The sequence below is a fragment of the Mucilaginibacter sp. genome (genome assembly GCF_041660805.1).
Lineage (GTDB): Bacteria > Bacteroidota > Bacteroidia > Sphingobacteriales > Sphingobacteriaceae > Mucilaginibacter.
In genome coordinates, this window is sequence record NZ_JBAZVP010000004.1 from 241,600 (window position 1) to 267,007 (window position 25,408).

21 protein-coding genes are annotated in these 25,408 nt (G+C 41.1%); 8 read left to right on the plus strand and 13 right to left on the minus strand.

Annotated elements, in window-relative coordinates; translation table 11 throughout:
• Positions 1-390: 390 nt before the first annotated feature.
• The 6 genes from WC743_RS08150 to WC743_RS08175 all read right to left on the minus strand — a co-directional run bounded on the left by WC743_RS08150 (position 391) and on the right by WC743_RS08175 (position 7,323).
• Positions 391-1,662, minus strand: a complete 1,272-nt coding sequence (locus tag WC743_RS08150) for a retroviral-like aspartic protease family protein (RefSeq protein ID WP_373011413.1) — start codon at positions 1,660-1,662, stop codon at positions 391-393.
• Positions 1,663-1,814: 152 nt separating this feature from the next.
• Positions 1,815-3,080 (minus strand): DUF3179 domain-containing (seleno)protein, encoded by a 1,266-nt coding sequence (locus tag WC743_RS08155; RefSeq protein ID WP_373011414.1) that lies wholly within the window; start codon positions 3,078-3,080, stop codon positions 1,815-1,817.
• Positions 3,081-3,196: 116 nt separating this feature from the next.
• Positions 3,197-3,571, minus strand: coding sequence for a hypothetical protein (locus tag WC743_RS08160; RefSeq protein ID WP_373011415.1), 375 nt, complete (start codon positions 3,569-3,571; stop codon positions 3,197-3,199).
• Between the two features lie 41 nt (positions 3,572-3,612).
• Positions 3,613-5,847 (minus strand): FG-GAP-like repeat-containing protein, encoded by a 2,235-nt coding sequence (locus WC743_RS08165; RefSeq protein WP_373011416.1) that lies wholly within the window; start codon positions 5,845-5,847, stop codon positions 3,613-3,615.
• Positions 5,848-6,022: 175 nt separating this feature from the next.
• On the minus strand, positions 6,023-6,574 hold the full coding sequence (locus tag WC743_RS08170) for a hypothetical protein (RefSeq protein ID WP_373011417.1): 552 nt from the start codon (positions 6,572-6,574) through the stop codon (positions 6,023-6,025).
• A 182-nt stretch (positions 6,575-6,756) separates the two neighbouring features.
• Positions 6,757-7,323, minus strand: coding sequence for a dihydrofolate reductase family protein (locus tag WC743_RS08175; RefSeq protein ID WP_373011418.1), 567 nt, complete (start codon positions 7,321-7,323; stop codon positions 6,757-6,759).
• A 317-nt stretch (positions 7,324-7,640) separates the two neighbouring features.
• On the opposite strand from WC743_RS08175, the gene WC743_RS08180 reads away from it, so the two are divergent.
• Positions 7,641-9,041: a serine hydrolase domain-containing protein gene (locus WC743_RS08180; protein ID WP_373011419.1), complete on the plus strand. Its 1,401-nt coding sequence runs from the start codon at positions 7,641-7,643 to the stop codon at positions 9,039-9,041.
• A 71-nt stretch (positions 9,042-9,112) separates the two neighbouring features.
• Positions 9,113-9,430, plus strand: coding sequence for a hypothetical protein (locus tag WC743_RS08185; RefSeq protein ID WP_373011420.1), 318 nt, complete (start codon positions 9,113-9,115; stop codon positions 9,428-9,430).
• A 15-nt stretch (positions 9,431-9,445) separates the two neighbouring features.
• Here the strand turns inward: WC743_RS08185 and WC743_RS08190 are convergent, their stop codons facing one another.
• Complete coding sequence (locus tag WC743_RS08190; protein ID WP_373011421.1) at positions 9,446-10,300, minus strand: ATP-grasp fold amidoligase family protein; 855 nt, start codon at positions 10,298-10,300, stop codon at positions 9,446-9,448.
• Between the two features lie 205 nt (positions 10,301-10,505).
• Here WC743_RS08190 and WC743_RS08195 point away from each other — a divergent pair, with 205 nt between their 5' ends.
• Positions 10,506-12,110: a DUF5597 domain-containing protein gene (locus WC743_RS08195; RefSeq protein ID WP_373011423.1), complete on the plus strand. Its 1,605-nt coding sequence runs from the start codon at positions 10,506-10,508 to the stop codon at positions 12,108-12,110.
• Complete coding sequence (locus tag WC743_RS08200; RefSeq protein ID WP_373011424.1) at positions 12,089-12,298, plus strand: hypothetical protein; 210 nt, start codon at positions 12,089-12,091, stop codon at positions 12,296-12,298. Before WC743_RS08195 ends, WC743_RS08200 begins: the two co-directional genes overlap by 22 nt.
• Before the next feature lie 18 nt (positions 12,299-12,316).
• Here the strand turns inward: WC743_RS08200 and WC743_RS08205 are convergent, their stop codons facing one another.
• The 5 genes from WC743_RS08205 to WC743_RS08225 form a co-directional block, all read right to left on the minus strand.
• A complete protein-coding gene (locus tag WC743_RS08205) occupies positions 12,317-13,225 on the minus strand; it encodes a metallophosphoesterase (protein ID WP_373011425.1) in 909 nt (302 codons plus the stop codon).
• Positions 13,226-13,278: 53 nt separating this feature from the next.
• On the minus strand, positions 13,279-14,370 hold the full coding sequence (locus WC743_RS08210; protein ID WP_373011426.1) for an alkaline phosphatase family protein: 1,092 nt from the start codon (positions 14,368-14,370) through the stop codon (positions 13,279-13,281).
• Between the two features lie 54 nt (positions 14,371-14,424).
• Positions 14,425-16,026: a SusD/RagB family nutrient-binding outer membrane lipoprotein gene (locus WC743_RS08215; protein ID WP_373011427.1), complete on the minus strand. Its 1,602-nt coding sequence runs from the start codon at positions 16,024-16,026 to the stop codon at positions 14,425-14,427.
• A 20-nt stretch (positions 16,027-16,046) separates the two neighbouring features.
• Positions 16,047-19,325 carry a SusC/RagA family TonB-linked outer membrane protein gene (locus tag WC743_RS08220; protein ID WP_373011428.1) on the minus strand — a complete coding sequence of 1,093 codons (3,279 nt, stop codon included), beginning with the start codon at positions 19,323-19,325 and terminating at the stop codon, positions 16,047-16,049.
• A 180-nt stretch (positions 19,326-19,505) separates the two neighbouring features.
• On the minus strand, positions 19,506-20,078 hold the full coding sequence (locus WC743_RS08225) for an HD domain-containing protein (RefSeq protein ID WP_373011429.1): 573 nt from the start codon (positions 20,076-20,078) through the stop codon (positions 19,506-19,508).
• A gap of 149 nt (positions 20,079-20,227) precedes the next feature.
• Here WC743_RS08225 and WC743_RS08230 point away from each other — a divergent pair, with 149 nt between their 5' ends.
• The 4 genes from WC743_RS08230 (at position 20,228) to WC743_RS08245 (ending at position 24,011) form a co-directional block, all read left to right on the plus strand.
• The gene (locus WC743_RS08230) at positions 20,228-20,806 is read left to right on the plus strand and encodes a helix-turn-helix domain-containing protein (protein WP_373011430.1); all 579 of its coding nucleotides are present in this window, start codon (positions 20,228-20,230) and stop codon (positions 20,804-20,806) included.
• Positions 20,807-20,886: 80 nt separating this feature from the next.
• Entirely contained in the window at positions 20,887-21,570 is a 684-nt protein-coding gene (locus WC743_RS08235) for an HAD-IA family hydrolase (RefSeq protein ID WP_373011431.1), read from the plus strand.
• Positions 21,571-21,576: 6 nt separating this feature from the next.
• Entirely contained in the window at positions 21,577-22,887 is a 1,311-nt protein-coding gene (locus tag WC743_RS08240) for a DUF5690 family protein (protein WP_373011432.1), read from the plus strand.
• Positions 22,884-24,011: a TIGR03364 family FAD-dependent oxidoreductase gene (locus WC743_RS08245; RefSeq protein WP_373011434.1), complete on the plus strand. Its 1,128-nt coding sequence runs from the start codon at positions 22,884-22,886 to the stop codon at positions 24,009-24,011. Before WC743_RS08240 ends, WC743_RS08245 begins: the two co-directional genes overlap by 4 nt.
• A gap of 15 nt (positions 24,012-24,026) precedes the next feature.
• On the opposite strand, the gene WC743_RS08250 is transcribed toward WC743_RS08245, so the two are convergent.
• Entirely contained in the window at positions 24,027-25,283 is a 1,257-nt protein-coding gene (locus tag WC743_RS08250; RefSeq protein ID WP_373011435.1) for an alkaline phosphatase family protein, read from the minus strand.
• Positions 25,284-25,408: the final 125 nt, after the last annotated feature.

Genomic DNA, 25,408 nt, shown 5'->3' on the forward strand with positions numbered 1-25,408 from the left:
TTTATACGTAATTTTTTAAACGGATAACGATTGATAAGGCTGCTCATAAGGCTATTAACGATTAGACGATGTAATTATGGTTTTTAAGCTCACAAATTTTATGACGGTGTTTCACCGAGTGTTTACTGCGTAGCACGGGTTTATTCTTTGGACGGAAAGTTACCTAAATTTGAGGTGGTTTTACAAGCAGGCAGCCTTCTTAATTGATTACAAAATTTGGTGTAAAATATTGTTTATCTCTATTTTATCTTTAAATTTTTCATCCACGTCCGACTGTAACAGCATTTTATCTTCGGGTAGCCATTGGGTTACATAAATAAGGTTTTAATGTTTTGGAAAACTGAAAGAAGCAGCGGTGAAAAAGAACGTAGAGAAATCAAGAACGGGACTTTATTTTTTCCTTGTTTTTATATATACTACTATCCCGGCCAAAAGAAGGACTAATCCTGTCACTATCCTAACCACATAATATTCATCACGTTTTTCGTAAGGCGTATTTGTAAGCGAATTGGGCTGCATATACAAATAACCATTTTTATTGTCGAGTACCAGGTTAAACCTTTTTAGCAAATCATTGCCCAGGATCATGTTCAGCCCTTCTCCGCCCATACCTCGTGTCTTATATTCAAATCCTGAAAGTTGGTAATTGCCGATGCTCAACTTTGGCGTAATCGCCTCATCCAAACCAATCATACCTGCCAATTCACTCGCTACCCGGTAAGCCATGGGTGCGTCAGCGCTATTTAAAATGGAGGTACGGGCGCCTGTGTCAAACATGACCCAACCTGTTTGTGTTTTGTTGCGGATGGTGAGATTTACCGCTATGTACGGTATAACGCCGCCATCAAGGATAACGTCGTGACGAGAATAAGAGGCTATTTGAGGGGGAAAGGCGTCATGGACGACTAATACTTTCTTGTCGTAGTTGATTTCCAATATTTTGTCTTTGAACAGGGAATTACCGATGATAAGGTCTTCGTGATCCTTCATATTACTGGCAACAGCGATGGCCACGCTGTCCCAAACCAAATTTCCGATTTGCAGAAGATTCTTACTGGCCGACTGCACCTGGTTCACACCATCAGAATTGGCAAGGTTAACTTTCTCATCAAAGTTCATTTTTACTTTCTTAACGGAAGTTTTATTGATGATTGTTCCTCCTGCGCCCAGATCAAGCTGTATATTGGTAACGTCCGAGCCATTTAGTTTTGCATTAACATATATTTTATGATTGTCGCCCAGGGTAAATGGGATGGTATCTGGCCTAGCGCCGGCATTTTTCCGTGTGGAAGCATTAAAATTTTTGTACCTGGCCGAAATGCGGGTAAAACAACTATCCTTTCCGTTCAGCAAAATGATGAAATCATACTCCTTTCCGAAGGCGACATCGAATGAAATAGAATCCAGATCTGTAATGAAGGTAATGGTATTGTTTTTTTGCGGAATCTCCGCATAGTAATAGTCCGGTTTCTTTTCAGGCATAATAGCCCAGTAGTGTTTTTTGAAGTGTTTTCCGTCCCTGATACTGACGGTTTTGGAAGAAGCCCGCACAACGGGCAGATCGCTTTGGGCAAAGGCAAATTGTACTGATGTTAAAAGAAGAGCAGTTGCAAATCCATATGCTATAGTCAGCATCCCTGTTGTCGATCTTGACGTTTTCATTTATTCGCTTTTAATGATTAGACCGGAATACTATTGTCAGGTTACAATTTCACGGCAGAATCAAAAAAGCGTGCCTACAGGAAAATTTGTGGTGCTCCATTAAAGATGTCGACCAGGCGGTTATCAAAAAAGGTTAAAAGCCCTCCGCTCCATCAAAGGTCTTTCCAAAACAGGGTATTTGGGTGGAAATACTTCCATGAATGCCAATACTCCTGGTATGATTGCACCTTGTTTAATCTGTTCCCCTTAAGGGCGCCTGACGTTGATAAGCCGTCCCAATCCCATAATGAAGCGGTTTCGAGATCGGTTAGCTGCCCGGATTTATCCAGGTTAAAGTGTAATACTTTTCCGTTTACAGATCTATCAAAACTATGATAAGTAAGGCTATCTTTTTCTAAGGTTAATAACAGGTTGGTTTGGTTAAAATTATCATTTACAAACCGCTTCTTAAACAATCGTCTCCAATCGTAAGCTTTAGCCTGCCCGTTTATAACAAGGCCAACCACCCAGCTTTTTCGCATAAGGGAATCTTTGTTTTTCAGTGTGCTATCTTTATCTACAGCTTGCTGCCTGTCGTAGTTCTTCAGTTCATTGTAATTGTTGAGGTAGTGATGATCTGGTTGTAATATGAGCGAGCCGGGATGTTTACTGATCCACGCAGCCAAGGTAGACTGTTCATAAGGGATCTCTTGCAACTGGCTGCCTTTTAGCTGGCCAACAGCCGCCTTACCATCAGCCTGGTACCACCATGTTTTTGTAGTTTCGTCTTCAATTACGGCGTTATAATGTCTTGCCCCTACTAATCTGAAATTTTGCCTTACACCATTAAATACCGGATTATACACCCTGCCGCTTCGGCACATGGTGCAATAGGTAACTAACACGGGCTGGTTGCCCACGTTATCCTGTATTTTATGATGATAACCCAAATAATTTAATGGGTAAGCTTTGGCCACGCCATTGCTTACCACACCTATGATCACTGTGCTTTCGGGCACGCTGTTATTTATAAAATTAGCGAATTTAATAGTTTGTGGCTCCTCAAACATCCTCTCCGCCTGGAATTTAAAATCGGTAAAATAAAAACTGATAAGGCCGAGTCCTAAAACAGAGGCCTTTACTATCTTGCGACGGCGGGAATCTCTGCTGAAATAAAAAATCACATAGCAAACAATTAACAACCCACCTAAAATACGCAAGGGTGTTACTATCTTTTCAAGATAATAGGATACGGTAATGGCGTTTAAATTCTGGCTTCCGGGGAAAGGCATCAGTAAGTACGCATGAACCAAACCAGGCAATAATAATAAGATAATACCACCCCAAAAAAGGTACGACACAGTAAGGCTTTTACTCACAGTATTTTTAACATACAGATCTTTTACCACAGGCGCAGATTCATTATGCATAGTGATCATAATACAGGTTACAATAGTTAAAATTTACAACAAAATTGGCATTGCTGTAAACTATAAGGGTTATAGCAAGTAGTAACATAACGTGTTTTGCTATGTTACTACTTTAAATTGGTTACTTATTCTGATGCAGGTGAACTCCAGCCCTCGCCCCATGCAAGGCCGCCTGGTTTAACTTTATTGGTCAACAGCTTATCATATTTAGCTTTTTGAACCGGTGTTAGCTCTGCTTTTATTTTTTGTATGGTTTCGGTACGCAATGGTTTTATGGCAACCATCATTTTAGCGTTATCACCATGTTCATCCTTTTTGATCTTTTCAAATTTTTGTGATGATTGCTGGTAGATAGCCGATATCCTGGCTGTTTGTTTATCGGTAAGTTTTAATTGTTTTTGCAGTTCTTTTGCTTTCTCCGAAGAAACGGCAGCAGTTTGAGCGCTCACCGCCGTCGCGAAACCTATGATAAGGCCGCATAACATCATTATTTTTTTCATGTTTTAGTTGTTTGGTTATTAGATATTTAAATGTACTTATTTTAATTAAGTTTTGCAGTCATTGGCATACAAAGCGGGTCTTGTTTATCAATAAAGGTTAATTTAGCCAATTTATTAATTTGATACTTGTTATTGCCCTCTGTTATATGCAGGAATTGGTTGGGCTTTATATTTTTAAAACGCTGTACAGCATTGCTTCCTGCCCATTTTATTTCAATTTCGTCAATAACTATTGCTTTTCCAATACCCATCTCCTGTTTTAATGGAGATGACCCAAAACTCCCGCCCGAATTAACATCCTTATAAACAGATCTTTTTAATCCATTCTCGGTAAACGTTAATTTTATATGGCTGCCAATTGCTGCTTTGTTAGCTTTTACACCTTCCAGCTTAAGGCTTATCCAATTGTTGTTATTATTGTTAGGGTTTAAATATAATGAGCTGGTGTACGAGTCGCCGATGTAAGCACCGCCCATTTCAACAAATATATCCTGCTTGCCATCGTTTTTCAGGTCGGCAAAAGCAACACCATGCCCCTTTTGCAGGTTACCCATACGCGATGCCGTGGTGATATCAGTAAACTTTTTGCCCTCAATGTTTTTGAAAAATTTATTAGGTATTAACGATTTAAAATCGGGGTTACCTGTACCAAAATACATATCCAGGTAACCATCGTTATCAATATCTCCGAAATTAGCTCCCATACTGTAAACTACCTTATCAAGGCCGGCCTCTTTTGTTACATCGGTAAATTTGCCGTTATGGTCGTTCCTATATAAAAACACGTTACCCGCGTTAGGTACGGGTTTTCCCATGGCTTCTGCAGCGCTGTAATATGACAGCGCATGGTTAAACTTATAATCGCATACTATTATGTCCTGCCAGCCATCGTTGTTATAATCATAAAACCATGTAGTAAAGGTACGTTCGGTGTTTTTAGCTATACCTGCTTGTTCGGTTACATCCTCAAAATCAATTGCGCCTCCTTTTTTACCCATGTTTTTAAGCAAGTATTTTTTGCCGTTCATGGTAGATAAAAAAACATCCACCCAACCATCGTTATCATAATCGGCCGAAGTAGCACCTTTTACAAAAGCGCTTATATCACAATGCGCAGCCTTTGCAACATTAGTAAAAGTACCGTCGTGTTTATTGATGTAAAGCATGCAATAAGATGATGAGTTATTAACATCATAATTTGAACTTTCTGTGCCTATAAAAACATCCAGCCAACCGTCATTATTAAAATCGGCCCAGGTGGCAGCCTGCGTGGGGTGAAAAAACAACAGGCCGCTCTCTTTGGTAACATCTGTAAAAGTTCCGTCACCATTATTGCGCAGCAAAGAGCTGGGCTGGTCGCCAAAACCTTTATCAAGCCATGCGCCGCGCAGTACAAACAGATCAATGTTCCCATCGTTGTTATAATCCGTTTGCTGAATGTTTAACCCGCCCGTAATACCCTTTAAATTACTCCGCTCGGTAACGTCGCTAAACGTACCGTTCCTGTTGTTTTCAAAGTAATGCATTGGATCGCTCAGGTCCCATGCAGAAGTTATAATATCCAGATATCCATCGTTGTTAAAATCGTCAACAACTACACCACCTGCCCTGCCGTTAACGTTGAGGCCTAAACTTTTGGCTATATCTTTAAAAGGCTTTACGTCGGTTACATTGGTCTCATTAAGCCCGGGGATCAGAAGCTCAAGAGGCACATTCTGTGGGTATTCGCCCAACGTCATGTAAGCGATATTGATCAGCCACCGCGATTCCAGGTCGTTGGGATTTATCTTTAAAAGGGTCTTGTAGGTTTCTATGGCTTTCTTTGATCCTGTTTTAATAATATGCACTCCATTGTCCTTTATAGGGAAGATGCAGGACGATCCGTTATGGTTTAGCATACAATTACTTCTTTCGCCTAAGCGCATATAAGCAATAGCTGCATTATCCAACACCTCGTCGGTAGTCATAAAATCCATCTCGTTCATGATTTTCTCGTACAGCTTTACGGCTTCCGCTTCCTTACCGGCTTCTAACAGCAGCGAACCTTTTGTTGAGAGCAGTTCCCGGTCTTCGGAGCCGGGTGTAGCTTTTACAAATGAATCCAGATACGCTATTTTAGGTTCAGCGTTAAACGGATTTAAGATATTGGTATTTTTCTGCTTGATAGTTTTCAGTATCGCAATCATATCTGTATGAGAAGATGGTTGCTTACGTATAACTAAAGTAAACCCCAGCGCAACGAAAACCACAAGGGCAAGCGCGATCTTTAGTTTCATAATAATATTGTTTTTCAATAGGTAAATGTTTTATTTATATAAGCTCGACTGATAGGATACAGGAATGTTTACAGCAATTTGCCGCCTATGGTAATAAGCAATGGAAAAAGCATGTAAGTTAAGGCACAGGCTTATAGCCGCGCCAAAATACATTCCCGTGAATTATAAGATTGGATTATACCCGGGCCTCAGGTGGTTGGGCCGGCAATGACAGGTAAGTATGCAATGTTTTTGGAGCTATATAAACAAGCTGTGAACGGATTGCTTTTGCAGGTACCGAAAGGTCAAATAAAGTAACAGTGTAATTATAATCGTTATCTAGGCCTGTTTTTTTAACAAGCGGCAGCTGGTTCTTTTTGGAAAGCGGAGTGTCACTTACCTCTTTTGCGGTAATAACATTATCATTTACCAGTTTGGTTTTAACGTAATTTGGTATACACTTCACATACATGGTATCCCTGGTCATTTTAAGGGCCACGTAGTTGTAGCAGTTGCCTCTTAACTGGATCTGGCCGGAGATGTTTTCATATTGGCGTTGCTCTTGCACATAAGGCATGCGTACAGGTATCCTGATCTCTACCAATTCATCGGTTTTGTAGTAACCCTTGCTTATTTGCTCGTTGGCAAACTGGTCAGATTCATTTATAAAATATTGAAACAATAACATATACCCACCCATGTTAAACACGAGCACAGCAAGCATCATTATCGCAAAGATCTTTTTCAAGTAAGAGGTATTATAATAGGTGGTATAAACCTAAAGAATAATAATTTAACTTCCAAAACCCAAATAAATATTTGTTTAGCGGAAGGAAGATGACTATTAGCCTACCTCAACAATTGACTGAAACGAATATAAATAGAGCGGCCGGGTAAATCCGGGCTGAATGGTGCACCTTAAACCCCAGCCTATCCCGGCAGGTATTTATTGACTATTTTCCCACTTTTGTAAACGGTTGAACTATCTAATTTCAGGATTTTTTCATCCTTAAAAATTGAAAGTCCGCTCCCGATTGCAACCGGGTTCCTGAAAATAAAATACTCATCAATAAGATTCTGGCTAATCAGCGCGCTTACAAAAGCGGCGCCGCCATAAACAATAATGTCCTTGCCTGTTTCATTTTTCAGCGCCTGTATTGCAGTAGCCAGGTCTCCGTTTTCCACTTCTAAATTTCTGCCCGTGATGTTGGTTTGTGTGCGGCTAAAAACAATCTTGCGCATATTTACCATTCGTTGCGCCAAAGATTGTTCCGGGCTGTCGGGCTGGTTGTCGACCACATTTTCCCAGTGATCAATGAATCCGCGGGTCATCTTGCGTCCCAGCAAAATGGTATCGCAGCTGTCGGCCAGTTCAATTACACGCTGGAACATAGCTTCATCCCGTTCGCCGGGAATCCACATCCAATCCAATTGGCCATCAGGCCCGGCTACAAAACCATCAATGGTCATTTGTACCTGTAATTTTAATTTTCGCATAGCAATCGTTTTTAAAAAGTGACTGTGTTTCCTTCTATCACAAATATCTGCAAACGGCCCATGATATTGTAGGTATGATCACGACAAAACAGGGGGGTGATTTGCGCAAAAAACAGGTAAAAGAATAATCTATTGTTAAAAAGGACTGGAGTTTTATAAAATCATACTTGACACTAAAACGGATGTTCTAAGTTCAATCAAATTATTGCATATAAGTTTATTAAGCTCGCCTAAAAATCGAAGTAGACAATATAATATTTAAAAAGTACTTTGTATTTAAAAGTACTTTATTATATTTGTATACCATTTTAATAACCATGAAAACTAAAGCAATCGAAAAACCAAGGCAATCAAGGGACCAATATCCGTCAGCAATTTTGAGATTTACAGGAATAACGACGGCACTTTTCCTTTTAATGTTCAGTAATTTGGCCTTTGCACAGCTGCCTTATAAAGTAAAACTCGATCAGTATTTTGACCGCCTTGCAGAAAAAAATCAGGCGATGGGTACGCTGGTTATCGCTAAAGACGGCAAGGTGCTTTATACCCGGTCTATCGGATATGGCCAGATCAGCGAAACCGGAAAGATACCACTGACCACAGCAAGCAGGTACCGGATTGGTTCGGTCACCAAAATGTATACAACTGTGATGATCTATCAGCTTGTTGAGGAAAAAAAATTAAGATTGGCTGATACCCTCAGTAAATTCTTCCCACAGATACCCAATGCCGGGAAAATTACCATCGCACAGATCCTCGCGCATCGCAGCGGTATCCATGATGCAATCTTAGATGAAAAATTGCGGCCCGCGGCGAAGACAAACCCGATAACTAAAGATGAATTACTCGCGATTATTTGCAAAGGTACGCCTGATTTTGAGCCGGGCACAAAGCATCATTACAGCAATTCCGGCTATACCATTTTAGGTCTTATTATAGAAAAGCTGGATAGCAAACCTTATGAAAAAGCATTGAAAGATAGAATAACCTCAAAGATTGGGCTGAAGGATACTTATGTGGCGACCGGAAATATCGATGTGAATAAAAATGAAAGCCTTACTTACCGGTATACCGGCGGCTGGAAACAGCAACCCGAGACCCACCCAAGTATTCTTTTCGGCGGAGGTTCGATCATTTCGACACCGGACGACATGGTTAAGTTCATCCAGATGTTGTTTAACCTGAAACTCATCGCCCGCGAGCACCTTGCTGTTATGAAAACCATAACCGATGGCGAGGGATCAGGAATGGAGCCTTTTCTGTTTGCAGACAGGACCTTTTATGGGCATACCGGCGGGGCCGATAACTATGGCGCGTGGCTGGCTTATTTGCCAGAAGAAAAGCTGGCGCTCGCTTATACTACGAACGCAAAGGTTTGCCCGGTGGCAGATATTATGAGGGGCATTACCGATATTTATTACAATAAGCCATTTGAGATTCCCGCCTTCGAAACATGGGCTGTCAGTACCGACGTACTGGATAAATATGTGGGGGTTTATTCGATCGCCGGAGCTCCTGTAAAATTCACGATCACCAGGACTGGCACAACGCTTTATATTAAGCCACCCCGGGAATCCGCAGCCCCGCTCGAGCCTACGGCCCAGAATAAATTCCAGATCCAGGGCACCAACGGGGTAACTTTTGAATTTGACGCCGACAAAAAACAGATGATCATGAAGCGGCTTGGGGGTGAAAGGATATTCACAAAGGAAAATTAGCCCGCTACCTGGTTTAAATAGCAGGTGACTTATCCAAATCTATAAAACAATAAACTTAACCGTAAAAGAATATGAAAATTTCAATGATCAAATTTGTTATTATCTTCCTTATTTCCGCGTTTGCTTTTCTTTTTGGCACCACATGGCTTTTGAACCAGCCACCCGAATCTTTACTGGGATCGCCACCACAAGTAGCCTGGCAATCAACCGTATCCACTATTCTATCCCCTGTCAAAATTATTTTGGTAGGCCCGCTATTGCCTTTTATTAAATTTTTGCATCAGGACCCCGATACGCCGCCTCCATTTTTCCTCGTCGGGTTTGCTTTCTATTGGACGCTCCTTGCCCTGATCCTTCATTATCTCCTCAATAAAATAAAACACGCGTAACCATTCCTTTGGCTGTTATATTAATCCCTTACAGTAAGTGTCCCAATAATTTAGCAATTGTTCTTTTCCATAACGGGTAAATTTAGTTCCCATTGAAGGCGTAGGGGTAAATTCGCCAAAAACACAGCCTTTATAAGTTGCGTAAAAATCAATTCGCACAAATATGCCGTATGCTTTACTTAATTTCTTTACGCAGCTTACCATATCAGCTAAGCATAAGGGTGCTTTTTGCGTTTCAGCCTGGGGATAGTTCATCTGCACTGTTTCCATTTCATTCCAATGTTCGTCATAGAAGGAAGCAAAGCCACTGTTAGGGCTCAGACGATTTATTACCATAATGGTGGCAATTTCGCCATTGAAGCAAAAAAATTTGTAATCTGTAAGTATACCGTATTGTCCGTTTTCGTTTTTTAAAAACTCTTCAATTAAAAATTCGAGATTCTCATTTTCTGATAAAGCTTCACTTAATAACTGTGTAATTTGAAGGGGTGAGTACTGTTTGTTATCAAATAGGTTTGTTCCGTTAGCCATTACAAATACAAGTTTTGAACTATGGCCCACTGTCGGGCGGATAACAAAGTTGGATGGCAATCCTGAGAAATTGATATTATGGATGTCTCTGCCCTTCCAATATAAGTCTGGCACCCGGCAACCATGCATCCTGGCAAATTCACGAGCATTTAACTTATTGCTAAGCTTGCGTTGCCAATGAATAATGTCCTGCCATTTTTGTAGGCTGTCCTTTGCACTCATCTTAACGTTCCTTATTTCCTCCGCGATCTCATCTTTCCAAAACGTTTTGTGTCTAAATTTAATTCTCCTTTTAAGTTCAACCGACTTTTTAAAATCAATAATAATTCGTTTTAGCATAACTAATACAGTATTGTTAAAGGCGTTTAAATAAATAATATAAAAACGCCTAAACCGAAAAATAGTATTGCGATGGATAATATGTAACTATTCTGTATAGGTAAGTGTGATATATACACTTTGTAAAAACACCTCAAACTTTATTTTTCACAATCCTACAAAATCAACCAATCTCTATTAATTTAGTGCAACCAAAATAACCGTAATGAAGACAGTAATTATATGCTTTGCAATGTTGTTTGCACAGCTTAGCATTTTTGCACAATCCAATAATAACCCACTCCCACGTATTATCGAAAAAAATGGCCGTCACCAACTGCTGGTTGATGGTAAACCTTTCTTCATTTTGGGCGGGCAGGCGCATAACTCGAGCGCGTGGCCCGGCATGATGCCCGGTGTTTGGACCGCTATTAAACAGATGCACGCCAACACGCTTGAAGTACCCATTTACTGGGAACAAGTTGAAGCGCAACAAGGCAAGTTTGATTTTTCGCTAATTGATACACTGCTTGCCCAGGCAAGGGTGCGCCGGGTTAGGCTGGTATTGTTATGGTTTGCTACCTGGAAAAACGGCAGCAATCATTACATGCCCCAGTGGATGAAACAGGAAGCTGCCAAATACCCCAACATACAAAACCGCGATGGTAAACCGATCGACTCCCCTTCGCCTCATATTGAAGCTACCCTAAATGCCGATATTAACGCCTTTACCAAAGTGATGGGTTACCTTAAAAAGGCAGACCCGCAGCATACGGTAATTATGGTTCAGGTCGAGAATGAACCCGGCTCATGGGATACGATAAGAGACTATTCCCCGCTTGCTCAAAAATTATTTGAGGGACAGGTACCACTCGAGCTGTTGAAACCAGAACTGCTTAAAGCCATGAACGTAAACGTTGTTACCAATGGTACATGGCAAAAAGTATTTGGCGACAGAGCCGACGAGTACTTCCAGGCATGGTCAATAGCCCGCTTCATTGGAAAGGTTGCGGCTGCCGGTAAGGCAGTTTATCCTTTACCGCTGTATGTAAATGCAGCCCTGCGCGACCCGCTGACCAACCCCAAAGCATCAAGCTATGAAAGCGGAGGCCCTACAGATAACGTGATCCCCATCTGGAAGGTTGCGGCACCAGCCATTGATGTACTGGCACCTGACATTTACCTATCTGGCAGCGAAAAGGTATTAAAGGTATTAGAACTGTACGATAGGCCCGATAACACGCTTTTTGTACCCGAAGCCGGTTTCAATAAAGAAAATGCCAAATACATGTATGATGTTATTGCCCGTGGCGGTATTGGTTTTTCGCCATTTGGGATAGATCGCAATGCAGAAGATCCTGAATCTGCAGAAAGCAAAGATCGTTATATGCCCTACGCAACCTCATACGCCCTGATCAAAACCATGATGCCCGAACTGGCGCAATGGGGTTTTGAAGGCAAAATAAAAGCTGTAGTAGAACATGAAGACCAGGCAGACCAAACCGTTGACTTAGGCCAATGGAAAGCAACCGTAACTTTTGGCGCAGGCCGGGGCGGTACAACAAAAAATACTGCCCCAAATGGGAAAGCCATGATTGTAAAACTGGGTGAAAACAAATTTGTGCTGATAGGTACCAATTGCCATATGGCCTTTGCCCCTTCCGGCAGCCAGGCAGGTAAGGCATGGCAATATTTAAAGGTAGAGGAAGGCAGGTACCAGAATGGTGTATTTATACCCCTTCGTATTCTTAATGGTGATGAAACAGATTGGAAAGGCCCAAATTTTGGCGACCTGCCTACTGTTTTGCAATGTACGGTAATCACGCGTTAATCAGCGCGTGGTATCCGCCATCAGTAGAATTTACTGATACATCTAAAACATCGGGCCGGACCTATTACCGCGTGGTGGTGGAAGGCCCGCCTACAGCCTATCCGGAAGTTCCGGGAGCGGCAGCCTTAAGCGGCAATATGGTTGGCTTGTCAAATCCGATCTGCTTCAACTTTGACCCCAAATTTTAATTACTCACGCCACCATAACTAAGCTAAGTAATTAACATATCTTTCATCAAATGATCCATCAGCATACAAGTCTATAACACCATATCCGGGCTGCGTTTCCCTGCGGTTACCCTCCCACCAGGCACCACTAACAGCGCCATCACATATATAAGTAACGTTGTTATATACAACTTTATCCCTAAGGTGAATGTGCCCGCTTAAACACAATTTAACATTAGGATGCTTGTAAAATAACTTTATAATTTTTGATGTATCGGTATGCATATCGCCGCCCAGCATTTGCCATTTATTTATAATATCATCCTCAATCATTAGCGTGGCTGTAAGGATAGGTATATGTGACATTACCAGTACAGGCATTTTAGGATCGGTGTTTTGCAATTCATTAGCAAGCCAGGTAAACTGCTCATCTCCTAACTTACCAATATACCAGGTGCCGTCAATATCCAAGTGCACACTATCCAGCAAAATAAATTTCCACCCGTTTTTTGTGAAACTGTAATAAGGCTTTGACAACTTAAGCTGATCCATAGCATATTGTTTGCCGTAAATAGCCTGCCCTTTATTATTCTCGTTCCACCAAATATCGTGGTTACCCAGGCAGTACTGCACAGGTATATTACATTCAGCTTTCATTATACTGTTCATCAGCTTCCATTGGTCATTTATGGTGCTGATGTTCTCTTTATTCATATCAAAAACAATGTCGCCGCCGTTTAATATCAGGTCGGGCTTTGGGTTTTGTTGTTGCAGATGGTGCAGGCACTTTACGAATTTTGCAGGTGCATCAAACTTGTTTTTAAGGTGCACATCTGTAATATGAGCGATACGTAATACAGGTTTTTGATTTTCAGGGCTGTGACCAAGGGTAATGGCAGGTGCCAATAACAGGCCACCTATATTTTTTAAGGCTGATCTTCTAAGCATGGTTAAGTATCAGATATGCAGGTTATTTTTCTGGTATGTTTATTTGTTACGAACTACTTTATGACTGTTTTAATGGCATCACCAACTTCATGGCCGGCATTAGCTTTAAAATCAAATCCAAGTAACTGTGCCATGGATTGTGCCAGTTGTTTGTGATAGGTAACAGTTGGTGTTTTTATTTCTCCTGTTGGTGGTGTATCCGGCCCTATTACTGCAAACCAGGTATTTTCAGATCCTTTTACATCAGCGCCATGATCGCGCCATTTATCCATAGGTACATCTCCTCTTCCGTGGTCGCAGGTTATTAAAAGGGTGGTGTTGTTTTTATAGAATGGGTCGCTTTGAATCATATTCCATAATTCTTGTATGTAACCATCTTCCTGCTTTGCCCTGTCCAGGTAAAACTTATAATTACCGGCATGCGCCATATCGTCGGGTTCATCAAAAGCCATATACAATACACGTGGTTTATACTGCTTGATGTATTCCTTGCTAAATTCATAAGTTATAAAATCCAAACGGGTAGAATCTCCCAGATATGCAGGTACATTATGCTGCAACTCGTTCAAATATTTTAAACGCGCATTTGCATCTGTGTTTTTCAAATCGGCATAGCCAGAATAAACCGGCAAACCCGATCTGCTCACATTTAATATCTGTGGAAACCTCTCCCATGATGAAAATGCTATCACTTTTCCCTCAAAACCCTTTTGCTTGTTTATATATTCCAGCACATTCATGTTTGGGTTAGTGATGGGGTCATTGGTGTTCATTCTTACATCGGGGAAGCCGGTAAATATTTCATTGTAGCCCGGGTACGAAAAATGGTAAGGGTTAGCAAGCTCATCTTTATTGCCCATATCGCGGTTACCATAAAGTTGACCCTGTTTACTAACCACCGACCATAAAAATGGGAACAGTATTTTGCGGCGCTCCTCTATTGATGCCACCCAATATTTTTTACGTACCTCCTCCTTATCTGTGGTATAGCTGGAATTGATCATTGCCGAATCGGCACCGCGAAATACTTCCTGCCAGCGCATGCCATCAAGCGTTACAATTATTAAATTTTTTGTTTTGTGCGCCTGTGCAAAGGTGTGTGTAATAAATAATGCACAAACAATTATCAGCAATAACTTTTTCATAGGTATTCTTTAAAACAAAGCAGGGCCGTAAACGGCCCTGCTTTTATAATTAATTTATTGTTTCAGTATCCACATTATACCGTTAATATCATCATTACCTCCAAACTGGCTGTCAAGTGCTGATTGATAATTTTTAGCATTTGATGTACGCTCTGCCGACGGATATTTAAAGCGTTGTGCTATACGGCTGCCGTTACCTGTACCAGGGCCGGTAGTAAATACCGGGATGCCTGTACGGCGATAGGTAAAGTACGACTCTAAACCCGAGTGCCTGAACAAAGCAAGATACTTTTGCTGCAATATGCGGTTAGTACCGGCTGTCCCTGCTGTGTATTTTACAGTAGCCTGGTTATAGTAAGTGTTAAAATCGGCCGGGATGGTAAAGGTATCGTAGTTTGATGAACCGGTAACATCCGTTGAACCGGGGCGGTAAAAATAAGCGATAAATGTGCCTGCCTCAGGGATACCATAAGATGCCATTGACGCTTTAATACCTGCTATATAATAGGTTTCGGCGTTACCTGTTGCCCAGCCGCGGCTAATACCTTCGGCTATGTTCAGCATAAGTTCCGGGTAACCTAATATAATGCTTGGTTCGCCTGTGTAGGTAGAGAAAAAGTGCTTACGGTTAATGAACGAGTACTTCTGTAAACCGGCATTATTATACATTACGCCTAAGTCAAGCCCGGCATCGGCACCAACAAACGAAGCAAAATCAGTAGGGCTTTGCTTAAGATTGTCAACCCGGTCACGTGATGGCTCGGCAGTAACATATACCCTTGGATCCTTTAACTGTGTAAGTAAACCTATATAAGTAGCGGAAGAATTTTTCCTTGAACCACTTTGCCCAAAATTGTTTGGGTTTTGCGGATAGTAATTATTTGGCGCCACAAAGGTATACTGCAAGTTATCGGCAGAGCTTGCCATTAACGGGTATTTGGCAGGATTGCCAATAATACTTGCAAATTGTGTAATAACATTCAAATCAGTATCTGTAGTTTTTTTACTTAACTGTAATAATAAACGTATTCTTAAAGCATTAACCGCTTTTTGCCATTTGCTAAGATCGTTGTTAAAGTAAATATCATTAGTTAAGGTTGCACCGGCGCCTGTACCAAAACCACTAGGGTTTTTCACCATTTGGTCAAGATCAGTATTTGCGCTTTCCAGCCAGGCCAGTGATTGCTGCATTACTGTTTTTTGGCTATCATAAACCGGCTCTAAACCATCAAGCCCTTTTAAAGCCTGGGTCATAGGGATATCGCCCATCTCCAAACTCATCTTACTAAAAAAGTATGCTTTAAAGAACTTACCCAAAGCCTCATAAGGGTTTACGGCACCGCCGCCTGTGGCAGCCGCTTGCTGCTCCATTGCTAACACATTTTTTAAGGTAGTGTAGTAATCATCACCGCCGCCAAAATCATAACGGTTGTTACCATAATAATCATAGTTATACAGGTAATACTGGCTATATATTTCTTTTTGGCCATCCGGCAGATCGGGCAGGCTGTTTAACACACCGTTAAACAATAACGATGCAGGTACACTATTGGGTTTATTGTTATTTTGGGTGAGTTCATCAAAACTCTTTTTACAACCGGTTACAGACAATAGCATTGCTAATGGTAACACATATATTTTAAATATCTTTTTCATGATTATACTGCTTGTCAGCGTTAGAATGATACGTTTAGGTTAAGGCCAAAGCTGCGTACGGTTGGCGATTGCAGACCCGTTGAGGCAGCGGCATAATTGTATTGGTCAAGGTCAACATCCTTAAAGCGTTTATCTTTATAGAAATACAATAAGTTGCGGCCATAAATTGATACCGATGCTTTTTGAATAAAGGTTTTTGCAAGCATTTCTTTAGGGAAGTCAAAGCCAAGCGTTACCTCACGTAATTTTGTAAAGGTTTTGCTCATTAGGTTGGCTTCGTCTACGTTGTAATATTTACTTACGTAATCCTGCACAAATGCAACCTGTGTATTTGGCGCGTATTGCAAAGCGCTGTAATTAAGTACCGCACCTGTGTTTGAATCGTAATTGATAGAAGCACCGTTTGATATTACAACCCCTTCGCCTACGTAAGCACCGTTATAACCTGCTTTGCCAAAGTTTGACCAATCCTGATAACGCGCTGTGCCCAGTGCACCTTCTGCAGTTTCAGCATTAGCACCGCCACGCATAGTTTTATTGTGCATATAATCCACAATAACACCACCAACAGAACCATCAAACTGAACACCCAGACTTAAGCTTTTATACTGGAACTTGTTGTAAATACTCCAGCTGAATTTAGCAGTTTCATTACCCAAAAACTGGGCTACCGGGTTTACTAATGGTTTACCAGCTGCATCATTAATGATCTTTCCATCTTGTGTTCTAACAAATGCGCTTCCGTATAATTTATCTGTACGGTCGCCCGCTTTAAAAAAGGTTGCATACGTACTTTGGCCTGCAGGCAACTCTTTATAAATTTCCTTATAAGTTGCTATGTTGGTTAAAATATTCCAGCTAAAGCCTTTAGGGTTTTGGAACACGGCTCCGCTTAATGAACCTTCGTAACCTGTTTTTTTGGTTTTAAGCGCATTAAGGTATTCGATGGTATAACCCGTTGAGGTTGATATGGCGTTAGGCAAAATGCGGGGGCCATCAATATATTGGAACGCCGTACCGCTAAAGCCTAAACGATTTTGCAGGAATTTGATATCAAAGCCCTCTTCGTAGTTAACGCGGGTTGAGGTTTTTATACCGTTTTGATATAAATAATCTGATGCGTAACCAGCAGTTTGGCTGTTATATGGTTTGCTGGTTGCATAAGAAGTATTTAAAGAATAATCGGGGCCGTTATATGGAGAGTTATAAGTAGTACCATAACCCAAAGGATTATTAAATAATGATGCGCCTGTGCTGCCACCGAATACAGTGATTGAGCTAAACGGGGCCGGGCCAATTGTGGTGGCGGTAGCATCTGAACGGATATTTGAGAACGAAGCCCTACCTTTTAAGAAGCTGATGAACTCCGGCATCTTAATATAATCAGATACTACGGTAGCTACTGATAAGCTTGGGTAATAATAAGTAGTAGGCACCTGGAAGGCCGATGATTTATCGATACGGCCGGTGCTCGAAATTGTAGCATATTTACCAAAGCTCACATCTAATGAGTAGTAGGCACTTAACACCCGCATATCTGAGTTAAAGCTGGTGGCCTGTACAGGGTTTTTAGAGTTACTGAAGGAATAAACTTCAGGTACGTTCAAATAATCTGTAGATACCCAGTTTGAATTGTATGACATGTTACGCATGTTCCCACCTACTAAACCAGAAAGGTTCAAAAATTTCTTAATGGTATAATCGTAATTTAACATTACTTCGGTATTGTTATCAAATAGGTCTCGCCTGTCTTCGCGGTAATCGCCCTCGTTTCCTTCACGGCCGTAAGGATGCGCAGAAAAAGGCATCTTTTCTGTGCGCAAAATGTTATAGGTATCAATCTGTGAACGCACGGTTGCATTCAGGTTATTATTGATCTTATAATTAGCTAAAAGGTATCCGGTGGTATTGGTCTTGTAGTGCCCGCGTGTCCATTCCTTTACCATAAACCATGGGTTATGGTAACGGGTATACTCGGCAAATTGCTGTTGGATGCCTTCTTTACCAGGCTGCCAAATGGCTTTAATATCAGGCGCATTAACATCCCAGTCGGCACCTGTCCAAATAGCTAAGTTGTATATTAAGCTGTTAGGGCCATACTGCACATCGGGGAAATTATCTGTGGTTTGGCGGTTAAAATTAACGTTACCTTCAAATTTCCAACGTGGGTTTGGATTGAACGACGCATAAATATTAGCATTGGCAATATCTAAATACTGTTCAGGGATGTAACTGTTTTGATGCTGCTGCGAGGCAGAAAAACGTACCGTATAATTATCGCCATTTGCAGTTAAAGCTACGTTGTTGTTAGTTTGGTAACCTGTTCGCAAAAAGTTATTAAGATTATTGGCACCCCGTGCAGTGTAAGGAGTTGCCTGGCGCACGCCGTTAATAACAGGGCTATCATATTGCGGTATAAGCTGGCCGTTAAAATATGGGCCCCAGATATCGTAATCTGCATCTACACCGCCCGGTGCACCACCTTTACCATCAACAAACTGATAAAAAGTATTCTCTCCTGCACCGTAAGAGTGCTGCACCCGCGGGAAAGCTAAAAAGCCTTTATTAAGAACCGTACTGCTATTGATATCAATGGTTAAGCCCTTTTTACTTTTATTACCTTTTTTAGTGGTAATTAAAATGGCCCCATATGATGCACGATTACCATATAAGGCTGCTGCTGCAGGGCCCTTTAATACAGTATAAGTTTCAATATCATCAGGGCTGATGTTATAAGTATCGGTATTGATAGGAAAACCATCAACCACATATAAGGATATCGTATTACCACGTATAGCCACATTAGGCGCTCCTAATAATTCGGCAGACGGACCTACTGATAAACCCGCTACTTTACCAACTAAGCCGGTAATAGGGTTAGGGTCACGTGCGAGAGTCAGATCTTCACCTTTAACAGTTGATACTGCGTAACCAACACGGCGGGTTTCTTTTTTTACACCCAACGCGGTTACCACAACCTCATTAAGTGTTTTGTTATCGCCAACAAGGTTCACTATCATTGATGTGCCGCTACCAACAACCGCTTCCTGAGTACTAAAACCTAAGAACTTAAATTCAAGCACCTGGCCTGGGCTCGCGGTGATAATAAAGCGACCATAAGCATCAGTGGTTGTACCCATATTGGTGCCTTTTAACATTACGCTTACTCCCGGCAGGGGTTGTTTTGTCTCGTCATTAACGGTACCTGTAATTTTTGTTTGAGCAAACAAAATAAGGGGCGAGAGGCAGCACATAATAATGAGTGCGAGCCTTTTTAAATTGGGGTAAAAATGTTTCATTCGTGCTAAATAATTTTTGTGAAGATTATTTAGCAATACTAAACCTTGTTTATTATTTGTAAACTAAGTTTAGGTTAAGTAAACTTTAAACCTTTGTTTATTTAAAATTAAGCGGGAAGAGAAATAGTAACAAAATAAATACATAGTAATAAAAAGAAGTTAACACTGCGCTAGAAATTGCTATAATTTGCGTTTAAGATGCTTTACTGTTAGCTCCTTTAAATGAGCCACATTGTTAACCGGGACATCAATCAATTTAGCTTCATCATCCCAGTAACGCATTCTAACAATAAGTTCGGCATCCGGATCTTGTTCAAATTCCATTGCTTCTCCGGCAGTCATCACCCCACCCTGAAAATTTAGTGTTATGCGGCTTGCCGGAGAAAGTTTTTCAAAATATTCAGCGTTTTTGTAAGTTAAATATCGTTTGGCAATTACATGGCCGTTTACCAGTTTAGCCAAACGTACCGAAAACCCCCGCTCCAATAAATAATCAGCGCCCAGTTTTTCGTGGTCTGCATTGCCCATACCATCCATACTTACGGCACTTACGCACAAGTGCCCTATATCATGAAAGAAAGCAGCCAGTATCACTTCATTGTCATACCCTTCAGCCTCGGCCAGGGCAGCAGCCTGAGACATGTGCTCCAATTGAGATACGGGTTCGCCTATATAATCCTCATTGCCGTGCTGCTCGTATAAAGCAAAAACTTCATCTGCAATTTCTTCGGGGGTATGTACAGTTTGCGGCATAATTGATATTAGCCAAATAAAGCGTATTAATATTACCGTAAAATTAAATTTGTATCATCTAATCTGTAGCATGTTAAATTAACCTAAATGCCTTGTCGTGTTTAAATTTATTCTCTAATTTTCGGGTCTTCAACAAATGTTAACTGATAATGGAAGATGATATACTGATACAGATCAGTAACCGTATAAAGGACCGCCGCCGTGAAAAAAACATAACCGTACAGGAACTGGCCTCACGTGCCAATGTAAGCAAAGGGCTAATTTCACAAATAGAGAATAGCCGTACTATACCCTCCCTTATTGTACTGATTGACATTATTAAGGCGTTGGAAATAGATATGAATATGTTTTTTAAAGACATTCATTCCTCGGGCAATAAATTCCCGCTTATCATCCGCAGGCGATCAGAATATCATCATTTTGAAAAAGAAGATGCCGAAGGCTTTCATTACCAGCGAATATTTACTCAGTCAATTAAAAATTCAACGGTTGATATTGTGATACTTGAATTAGAGCCCAATGCGTATCGCCCACAAGTGCAAACCGAAGCTTATGAGTATAAATACATTCTCAATGGCAGCATAGAATATCAGCTTGGTGCAGATACCTACACACTAAACCAGGGCGACTCCATGCTATTTGATGGCCGCTTACCTCACACCCCAAGAAACAGGGGAATGGAAAAAGCTTCAATGCTGGTTATCTATTTTTTTGAAGATCAGGATTAAACTTAAACATATCTTAATATAGATTTAGTTTATTATTAATAAACATAGTTTACCATTGCTAAACAGAAATTGATTTAGTAATGCCTATTAAACTTGTTGTTTTTGACATGGCCGGTACCACCGTCAAAGACGAAAATAAAGTAACCGATACCTTCCGTTCAGCGCTTGAAAAACACGGCTACCTGGTAGCTGCCGAAGCCATAAACCCTTTAATGGGCTATGAAAAACGTGTTGCTATAACCAAAATGCTGCACCTGCATGAGCAGGATGCTACTAAGATCACCCCAGAATTAATTGATAATATTCATAAGGAATTTGTAAGCCTGATGATAAGCTACTATCAAAAAGCACCTGTATTAGAAGCTTTACCACATGCAGAGGCAACCATGGCAGCATTGCGCGGCATGGGTATCAAAATTGGTATAAACACCGGTTTTTCAAAGAACATAGCAGAAACCATTATAGAGCGTTTACAATGGTGCGAAAAGGGAGTATTTGATTTTTTAATAGGATCTGACGAAGTGGAGAACGGCCGGCCTGATCCTGCCATGATTCATCATTTAATGAAGCTTGCGGGCGTAACTGATGCAAAAGAAGTAGCCAAGGTTGGCGATACAGAAGTAGATATTCGTGAAGGCCAGAATGCCGGTTGTAAATATGTAATAGCGGTTACCACGGGGGCCTTTACCCGTGAAGAACTGGAACCTTATCATCCAACTCATATAATTGATGATATAGCCGGGGTGATAAATATCATTCACTAATTACAAATGCAGCTAACCTATAAACTGAAAGCACAGGTAGCCAAATGGCCTTATGCGCTTATTTCTGTTCTGGCTGCTTTCTCGGCATTTGGGGCATACACTTCCATGTATGCGTTTCGTAAGGCCTTTGCCGCCGGCACCTACCCCGGGCAGCAATACCTGCACGTTGATTATAAGGTATGGCTGGTTATTGCGCAAATTGTAGGTTATACGCTCAGCAAGTTTTACGGTATCCGCTTTATTGCCGAAGTTAAAGGAAACAAACGTGGCTTAACTATTTTAACGCTGGTAGGCATTTCGTGGCTGGCCCTGTTGGGTTTTGCCATTGTACCTGCACCCTATAATATTGTTTTTTTGTTCATCAACGGCTTTCCACTGGGACTGATATGGGGCTTGGTTTTCGGTTACCTGGAGGGGCGCCGGTCAACAGAATTTATGGCAGCGGTGCTGTCTATCAGTTTAATATTCGGCTCGGGCTTTGTTAAAACTATAGGGCAAACGCTGATACATGTATATCACATCAGCGAATATAATATGCCTTTTTTAACGGGAGCATTGTTTGCCATTCCACTTATCCTTTTTGTATTTTTATTGGAGATGATGCCGCCCCAAACGCCCCAGGACAAACTGCTGCGTACCGAGCGAGCACCCATGAACGCGCAGGAGAGAAAGCAATTTATCATTCGCTTTTTACCAGGTATTATACTAACGCTCATAATTTATGTACTGTTAACCATAATGCGCGACATCCGTGATAATTTTGAGGTGGAGATATGGAGCAGCCTGGGTATAAAAGACAGGAACATTTATACAAAAATTGACACTCAAATATCTATTATAGTACTGGTTGCCATGAGCCTGCTTATCCTCATCAAAAAAAACCTAAGGGCATTCAGTATTATACACCTGCTTATTATTGGCGGCTGTGTGCTGGTAGGTGTATCAACTGTAATGTTTTCGTTAAAAATGATTGGTCCTATTAGCTGGATGACCATGGCAGGGCTGGGCCTTTACCTGGGTTACGTACCTTATAACGCTATATTTTTTGAGCGGATGATAGCCACCTTTCATTACAAAAGTAATGTTGGCTTTGTAATGTACATTGCCGATTCTATGGGCTATTTAGGCAGTGTAAGCATTTTATTGATAAAAGAATTAGGCAGGCCAAATATCAGTTGGGGAGCCTTCTTTAAAGAAGGTGTTATAATAGTGGCCATTGTTGGTGGTATCTGCGGTGTTTTATCATTAATTTATTTCCTGCAATCTGCCCGCAGGAAATCCGCACAGGAACCGGAATTTAAACTTTCTACTGTATGAGTAAACCATCGGCCATAGTAATTGGCGCGGGCATTGTTGGACTGGCTACTGCCCGTGCCCTTGCCATAAGAGGCTATAAAGTAACCGTATTTGAGCGTAACGAAAGAGCCGTTGGTGCATCCATCCGCAACTTTGGGATGGTTTGGCCAATTGGGCAACCTACAGGGCCTTTATTTGAGCGCGCAATGCTATCGCGTAGCATTTGGAAACAATGTTGTGTTGAAGCCGGCATCTGGCATGATGAGGTTGGCTCGCTGCATTTAGCTTATAATGATGATGAGCTGCAGGTAATAGAACAATATGCGGAGATAAACAAAACGCAACGCGATTGTGCCTTGCTTACGCCTGAACAAACCTTGCAAAAATCAGAAGGTGTTAACCCCAATGGTTTAAAAGGGGCTTTATGGAGCGGCACTGAAATGATAGTTGAAGCACGTGAGGCCATAGGCAATATTGCCCAATATTTAGCAGAAAAACACGATGTAACCTTTTATTGGAACACTGCCATAAGCCATTTAAAGGAGTCAATGGCAATATCAGGCAACCAGAAATGGCAGGCTGATGAAATATTTATTTGTACCGGTGTAGAGTTTGAAACACTTTACCCGGAGCTATTTGCTTCGCTAAATATTACCAAATGCAAGCTACAGATGATGCGCTTAGCTGCACAACCCAACAACTGGCGTATTGGCCCGGCGCTGTGCGGCAGCTTAAGCATGATCCATTACCCCGGCTTTCAATCGGCACTAGCCCAGCCTGCTTTACGCAAGCGGTACGAAGAGCAATATGCTGAATATCTTAAATGGGGTATCCATGTTATGGTATCGCAAAACCCAACCGGCGAACTTACCGTTGGCGACTCGCATGAATACGGTTTGGTACATGATCCGTTTGATAAAGATTTCATTAACCAGATGATCTTAAAATATCTGCAGACCTTTACCAGCTTAAAAGATACCCGTGTAATACAAACATGGAACGGTACTTATGCTAAAATGACTACCGGGCAAACCGAGCTGGTAGTAGATGCCGGACCGGGTATAACCATCATTAACGGCTTAGGCGGCAACGGCATGACCTTATCTTTTGGCCTTTGTGAACAAATAATAGCAGCACGTTTTTAAAATACTACTCTTATATTATTGCTTTTTAATTTCGGGCACTATCCATTTATTTACGGTATTGTACTTCCCTTCTATACAAACCTTGTAGAAGGTAGATGGCATATCTTTAACCGAAACCAGCGCGTGTTCAGTTCCGGCAGGCGCTTCAGCTAAAAGCTTATAATTATCGGGCTTACCTTCTTTAACGTTATTAGTAGCCGATACCCATATTTTCACTTTTTCATCCTTATTCAAAGCCTTCCAGCTTACATCAATGGCGCCCTGCACCAGGTTAACTTTAGGCTCAGCTACAGAAACCGGTCCTGTAAGAGGCACCCCATCTATCTCCCGTTTATAATTTACAGGGATAGTGATGTTCATGAACCGGGCTATAGATGGCATAATATCAACAATGCCGGGATAGTAATATTTTTCATAGCTGTTAAATCCTTTTGCATTGGTCACCATCCAGGTAGAACGTTGCCTTACAGATTGCCCGCCATGCCCCTTACCCGTTCTCTCATCGCGGCCATGGTCTGTAGTGATAAATATCAGCCACTCTTCATTAAATTTTTTTTGGCGGTATTGTATGGCTTCCCATATTTTACCTACCTGCTTATCCATCATTTCAATAGCGGTGTAATATTGCGGGCTATCGCCGTACTGATGTCCCATATCATCCGTATACTCCAAATAAACCCATGATAAGTCTGGCGCTTTTGTTTTTATTAAAGTTGATGCCTGTTCAACAACCTTTTCATCAATACGATGCATGTAAACGCCTTCTTTATCGTGCTTAAAGTTTATGGTATCCAGTTCGTAACCATCCGCATGGTAATCAACTTTCACATAATTGGTTGCAGCTAAATTATCGCCCACCAGTTTTGTACGATTATCCAACCAGCTTGAAAATACCGCTGTTTTTTTATTTGGGTATTGGTTTTTAAGCAACCGGAATATGGTAGGATAATTATAATTAGGATCTTTAATATCATTATCCCAAACATTGTGTTTGTTTACCCAGGTACCGGTTAACAGGCTATTATAACCCACGGCCGAAATTGTTGGCGTTTGGCTATAGGTATCTTTATCACCACCTACATGGGCACGTAAATACGTACCTTGTTTTGCTATTATATCAAGATTAGGGGTCGATACTTTTTCTATAACATCTGCAGGAATACCATCGGCTATTATAAACAAAGCCTTCTTTACTTTTTGCTGGGCAGACGCTATTGTTACGGTAAGCAACAATAATATTGTTAGGTTACTTATTTTATTGAACCAGTTCATTGTAAAAATTTTGGCTAAGCTAATTGGTGAAAAGGTTTTTGAAGTTAAGCAAATATTATATTATCAAACATTGAATGTTTGTACTCAGGGGAATATTGATGCTTTTTGATTAAGAATAAAATTTA

Coding starts and splice junctions, on each gene's coding strand:
- WC743_RS08150 (WP_373011413.1), bottom strand. CDS start 1,662: ATGAAAACGTCAAGATCGACAACAGGGATGCTGACTATAGCATATGGA.
- WC743_RS08155 (WP_373011414.1), bottom strand. CDS start 3,080: ATGATCACTATGCATAATGAATCTGCGCCTGTGGTAAAAGATCTGTAT.
- WC743_RS08160 (WP_373011415.1), bottom strand. CDS start 3,571: ATGAAAAAAATAATGATGTTATGCGGCCTTATCATAGGTTTCGCGACG.
- WC743_RS08165 (WP_373011416.1), bottom strand. CDS start 5,847: ATGAAACTAAAGATCGCGCTTGCCCTTGTGGTTTTCGTTGCGCTGGGG.
- WC743_RS08175 (WP_373011418.1), bottom strand. CDS start 7,323: ATGCGAAAATTAAAATTACAGGTACAAATGACCATTGATGGTTTTGTA.
- WC743_RS08180 (WP_373011419.1), top strand. CDS start 7,641: ATGAAAACTAAAGCAATCGAAAAACCAAGGCAATCAAGGGACCAATAT.
- WC743_RS08185 (WP_373011420.1), top strand. CDS start 9,113: ATGAAAATTTCAATGATCAAATTTGTTATTATCTTCCTTATTTCCGCG.
- WC743_RS08190 (WP_373011421.1), bottom strand. CDS start 10,300: ATGCTAAAACGAATTATTATTGATTTTAAAAAGTCGGTTGAACTTAAA.
- WC743_RS08195 (WP_373011423.1), top strand. CDS start 10,506: ATGAAGACAGTAATTATATGCTTTGCAATGTTGTTTGCACAGCTTAGC.
- WC743_RS08200 (WP_373011424.1), top strand. CDS start 12,089: ATGTACGGTAATCACGCGTTAATCAGCGCGTGGTATCCGCCATCAGTA.
- WC743_RS08205 (WP_373011425.1), bottom strand. CDS start 13,225: ATGCTTAGAAGATCAGCCTTAAAAAATATAGGTGGCCTGTTATTGGCA.
- WC743_RS08210 (WP_373011426.1), bottom strand. CDS start 14,370: ATGAAAAAGTTATTGCTGATAATTGTTTGTGCATTATTTATTACACAC.
- WC743_RS08215 (WP_373011427.1), bottom strand. CDS start 16,026: ATGAAAAAGATATTTAAAATATATGTGTTACCATTAGCAATGCTATTG.
- WC743_RS08220 (WP_373011428.1), bottom strand. CDS start 19,325: ATGAAACATTTTTACCCCAATTTAAAAAGGCTCGCACTCATTATTATG.
- WC743_RS08225 (WP_373011429.1), bottom strand. CDS start 20,078: ATGCCGCAAACTGTACATACCCCCGAAGAAATTGCAGATGAAGTTTTT.
- WC743_RS08230 (WP_373011430.1), top strand. CDS start 20,228: ATGGAAGATGATATACTGATACAGATCAGTAACCGTATAAAGGACCGC.
- WC743_RS08235 (WP_373011431.1), top strand. CDS start 20,887: ATGCCTATTAAACTTGTTGTTTTTGACATGGCCGGTACCACCGTCAAA.
- WC743_RS08240 (WP_373011432.1), top strand. CDS start 21,577: ATGCAGCTAACCTATAAACTGAAAGCACAGGTAGCCAAATGGCCTTAT.
- WC743_RS08245 (WP_373011434.1), top strand. CDS start 22,884: ATGAGTAAACCATCGGCCATAGTAATTGGCGCGGGCATTGTTGGACTG.
- WC743_RS08250 (WP_373011435.1), bottom strand. CDS start 25,283: ATGAACTGGTTCAATAAAATAAGTAACCTAACAATATTATTGTTGCTT.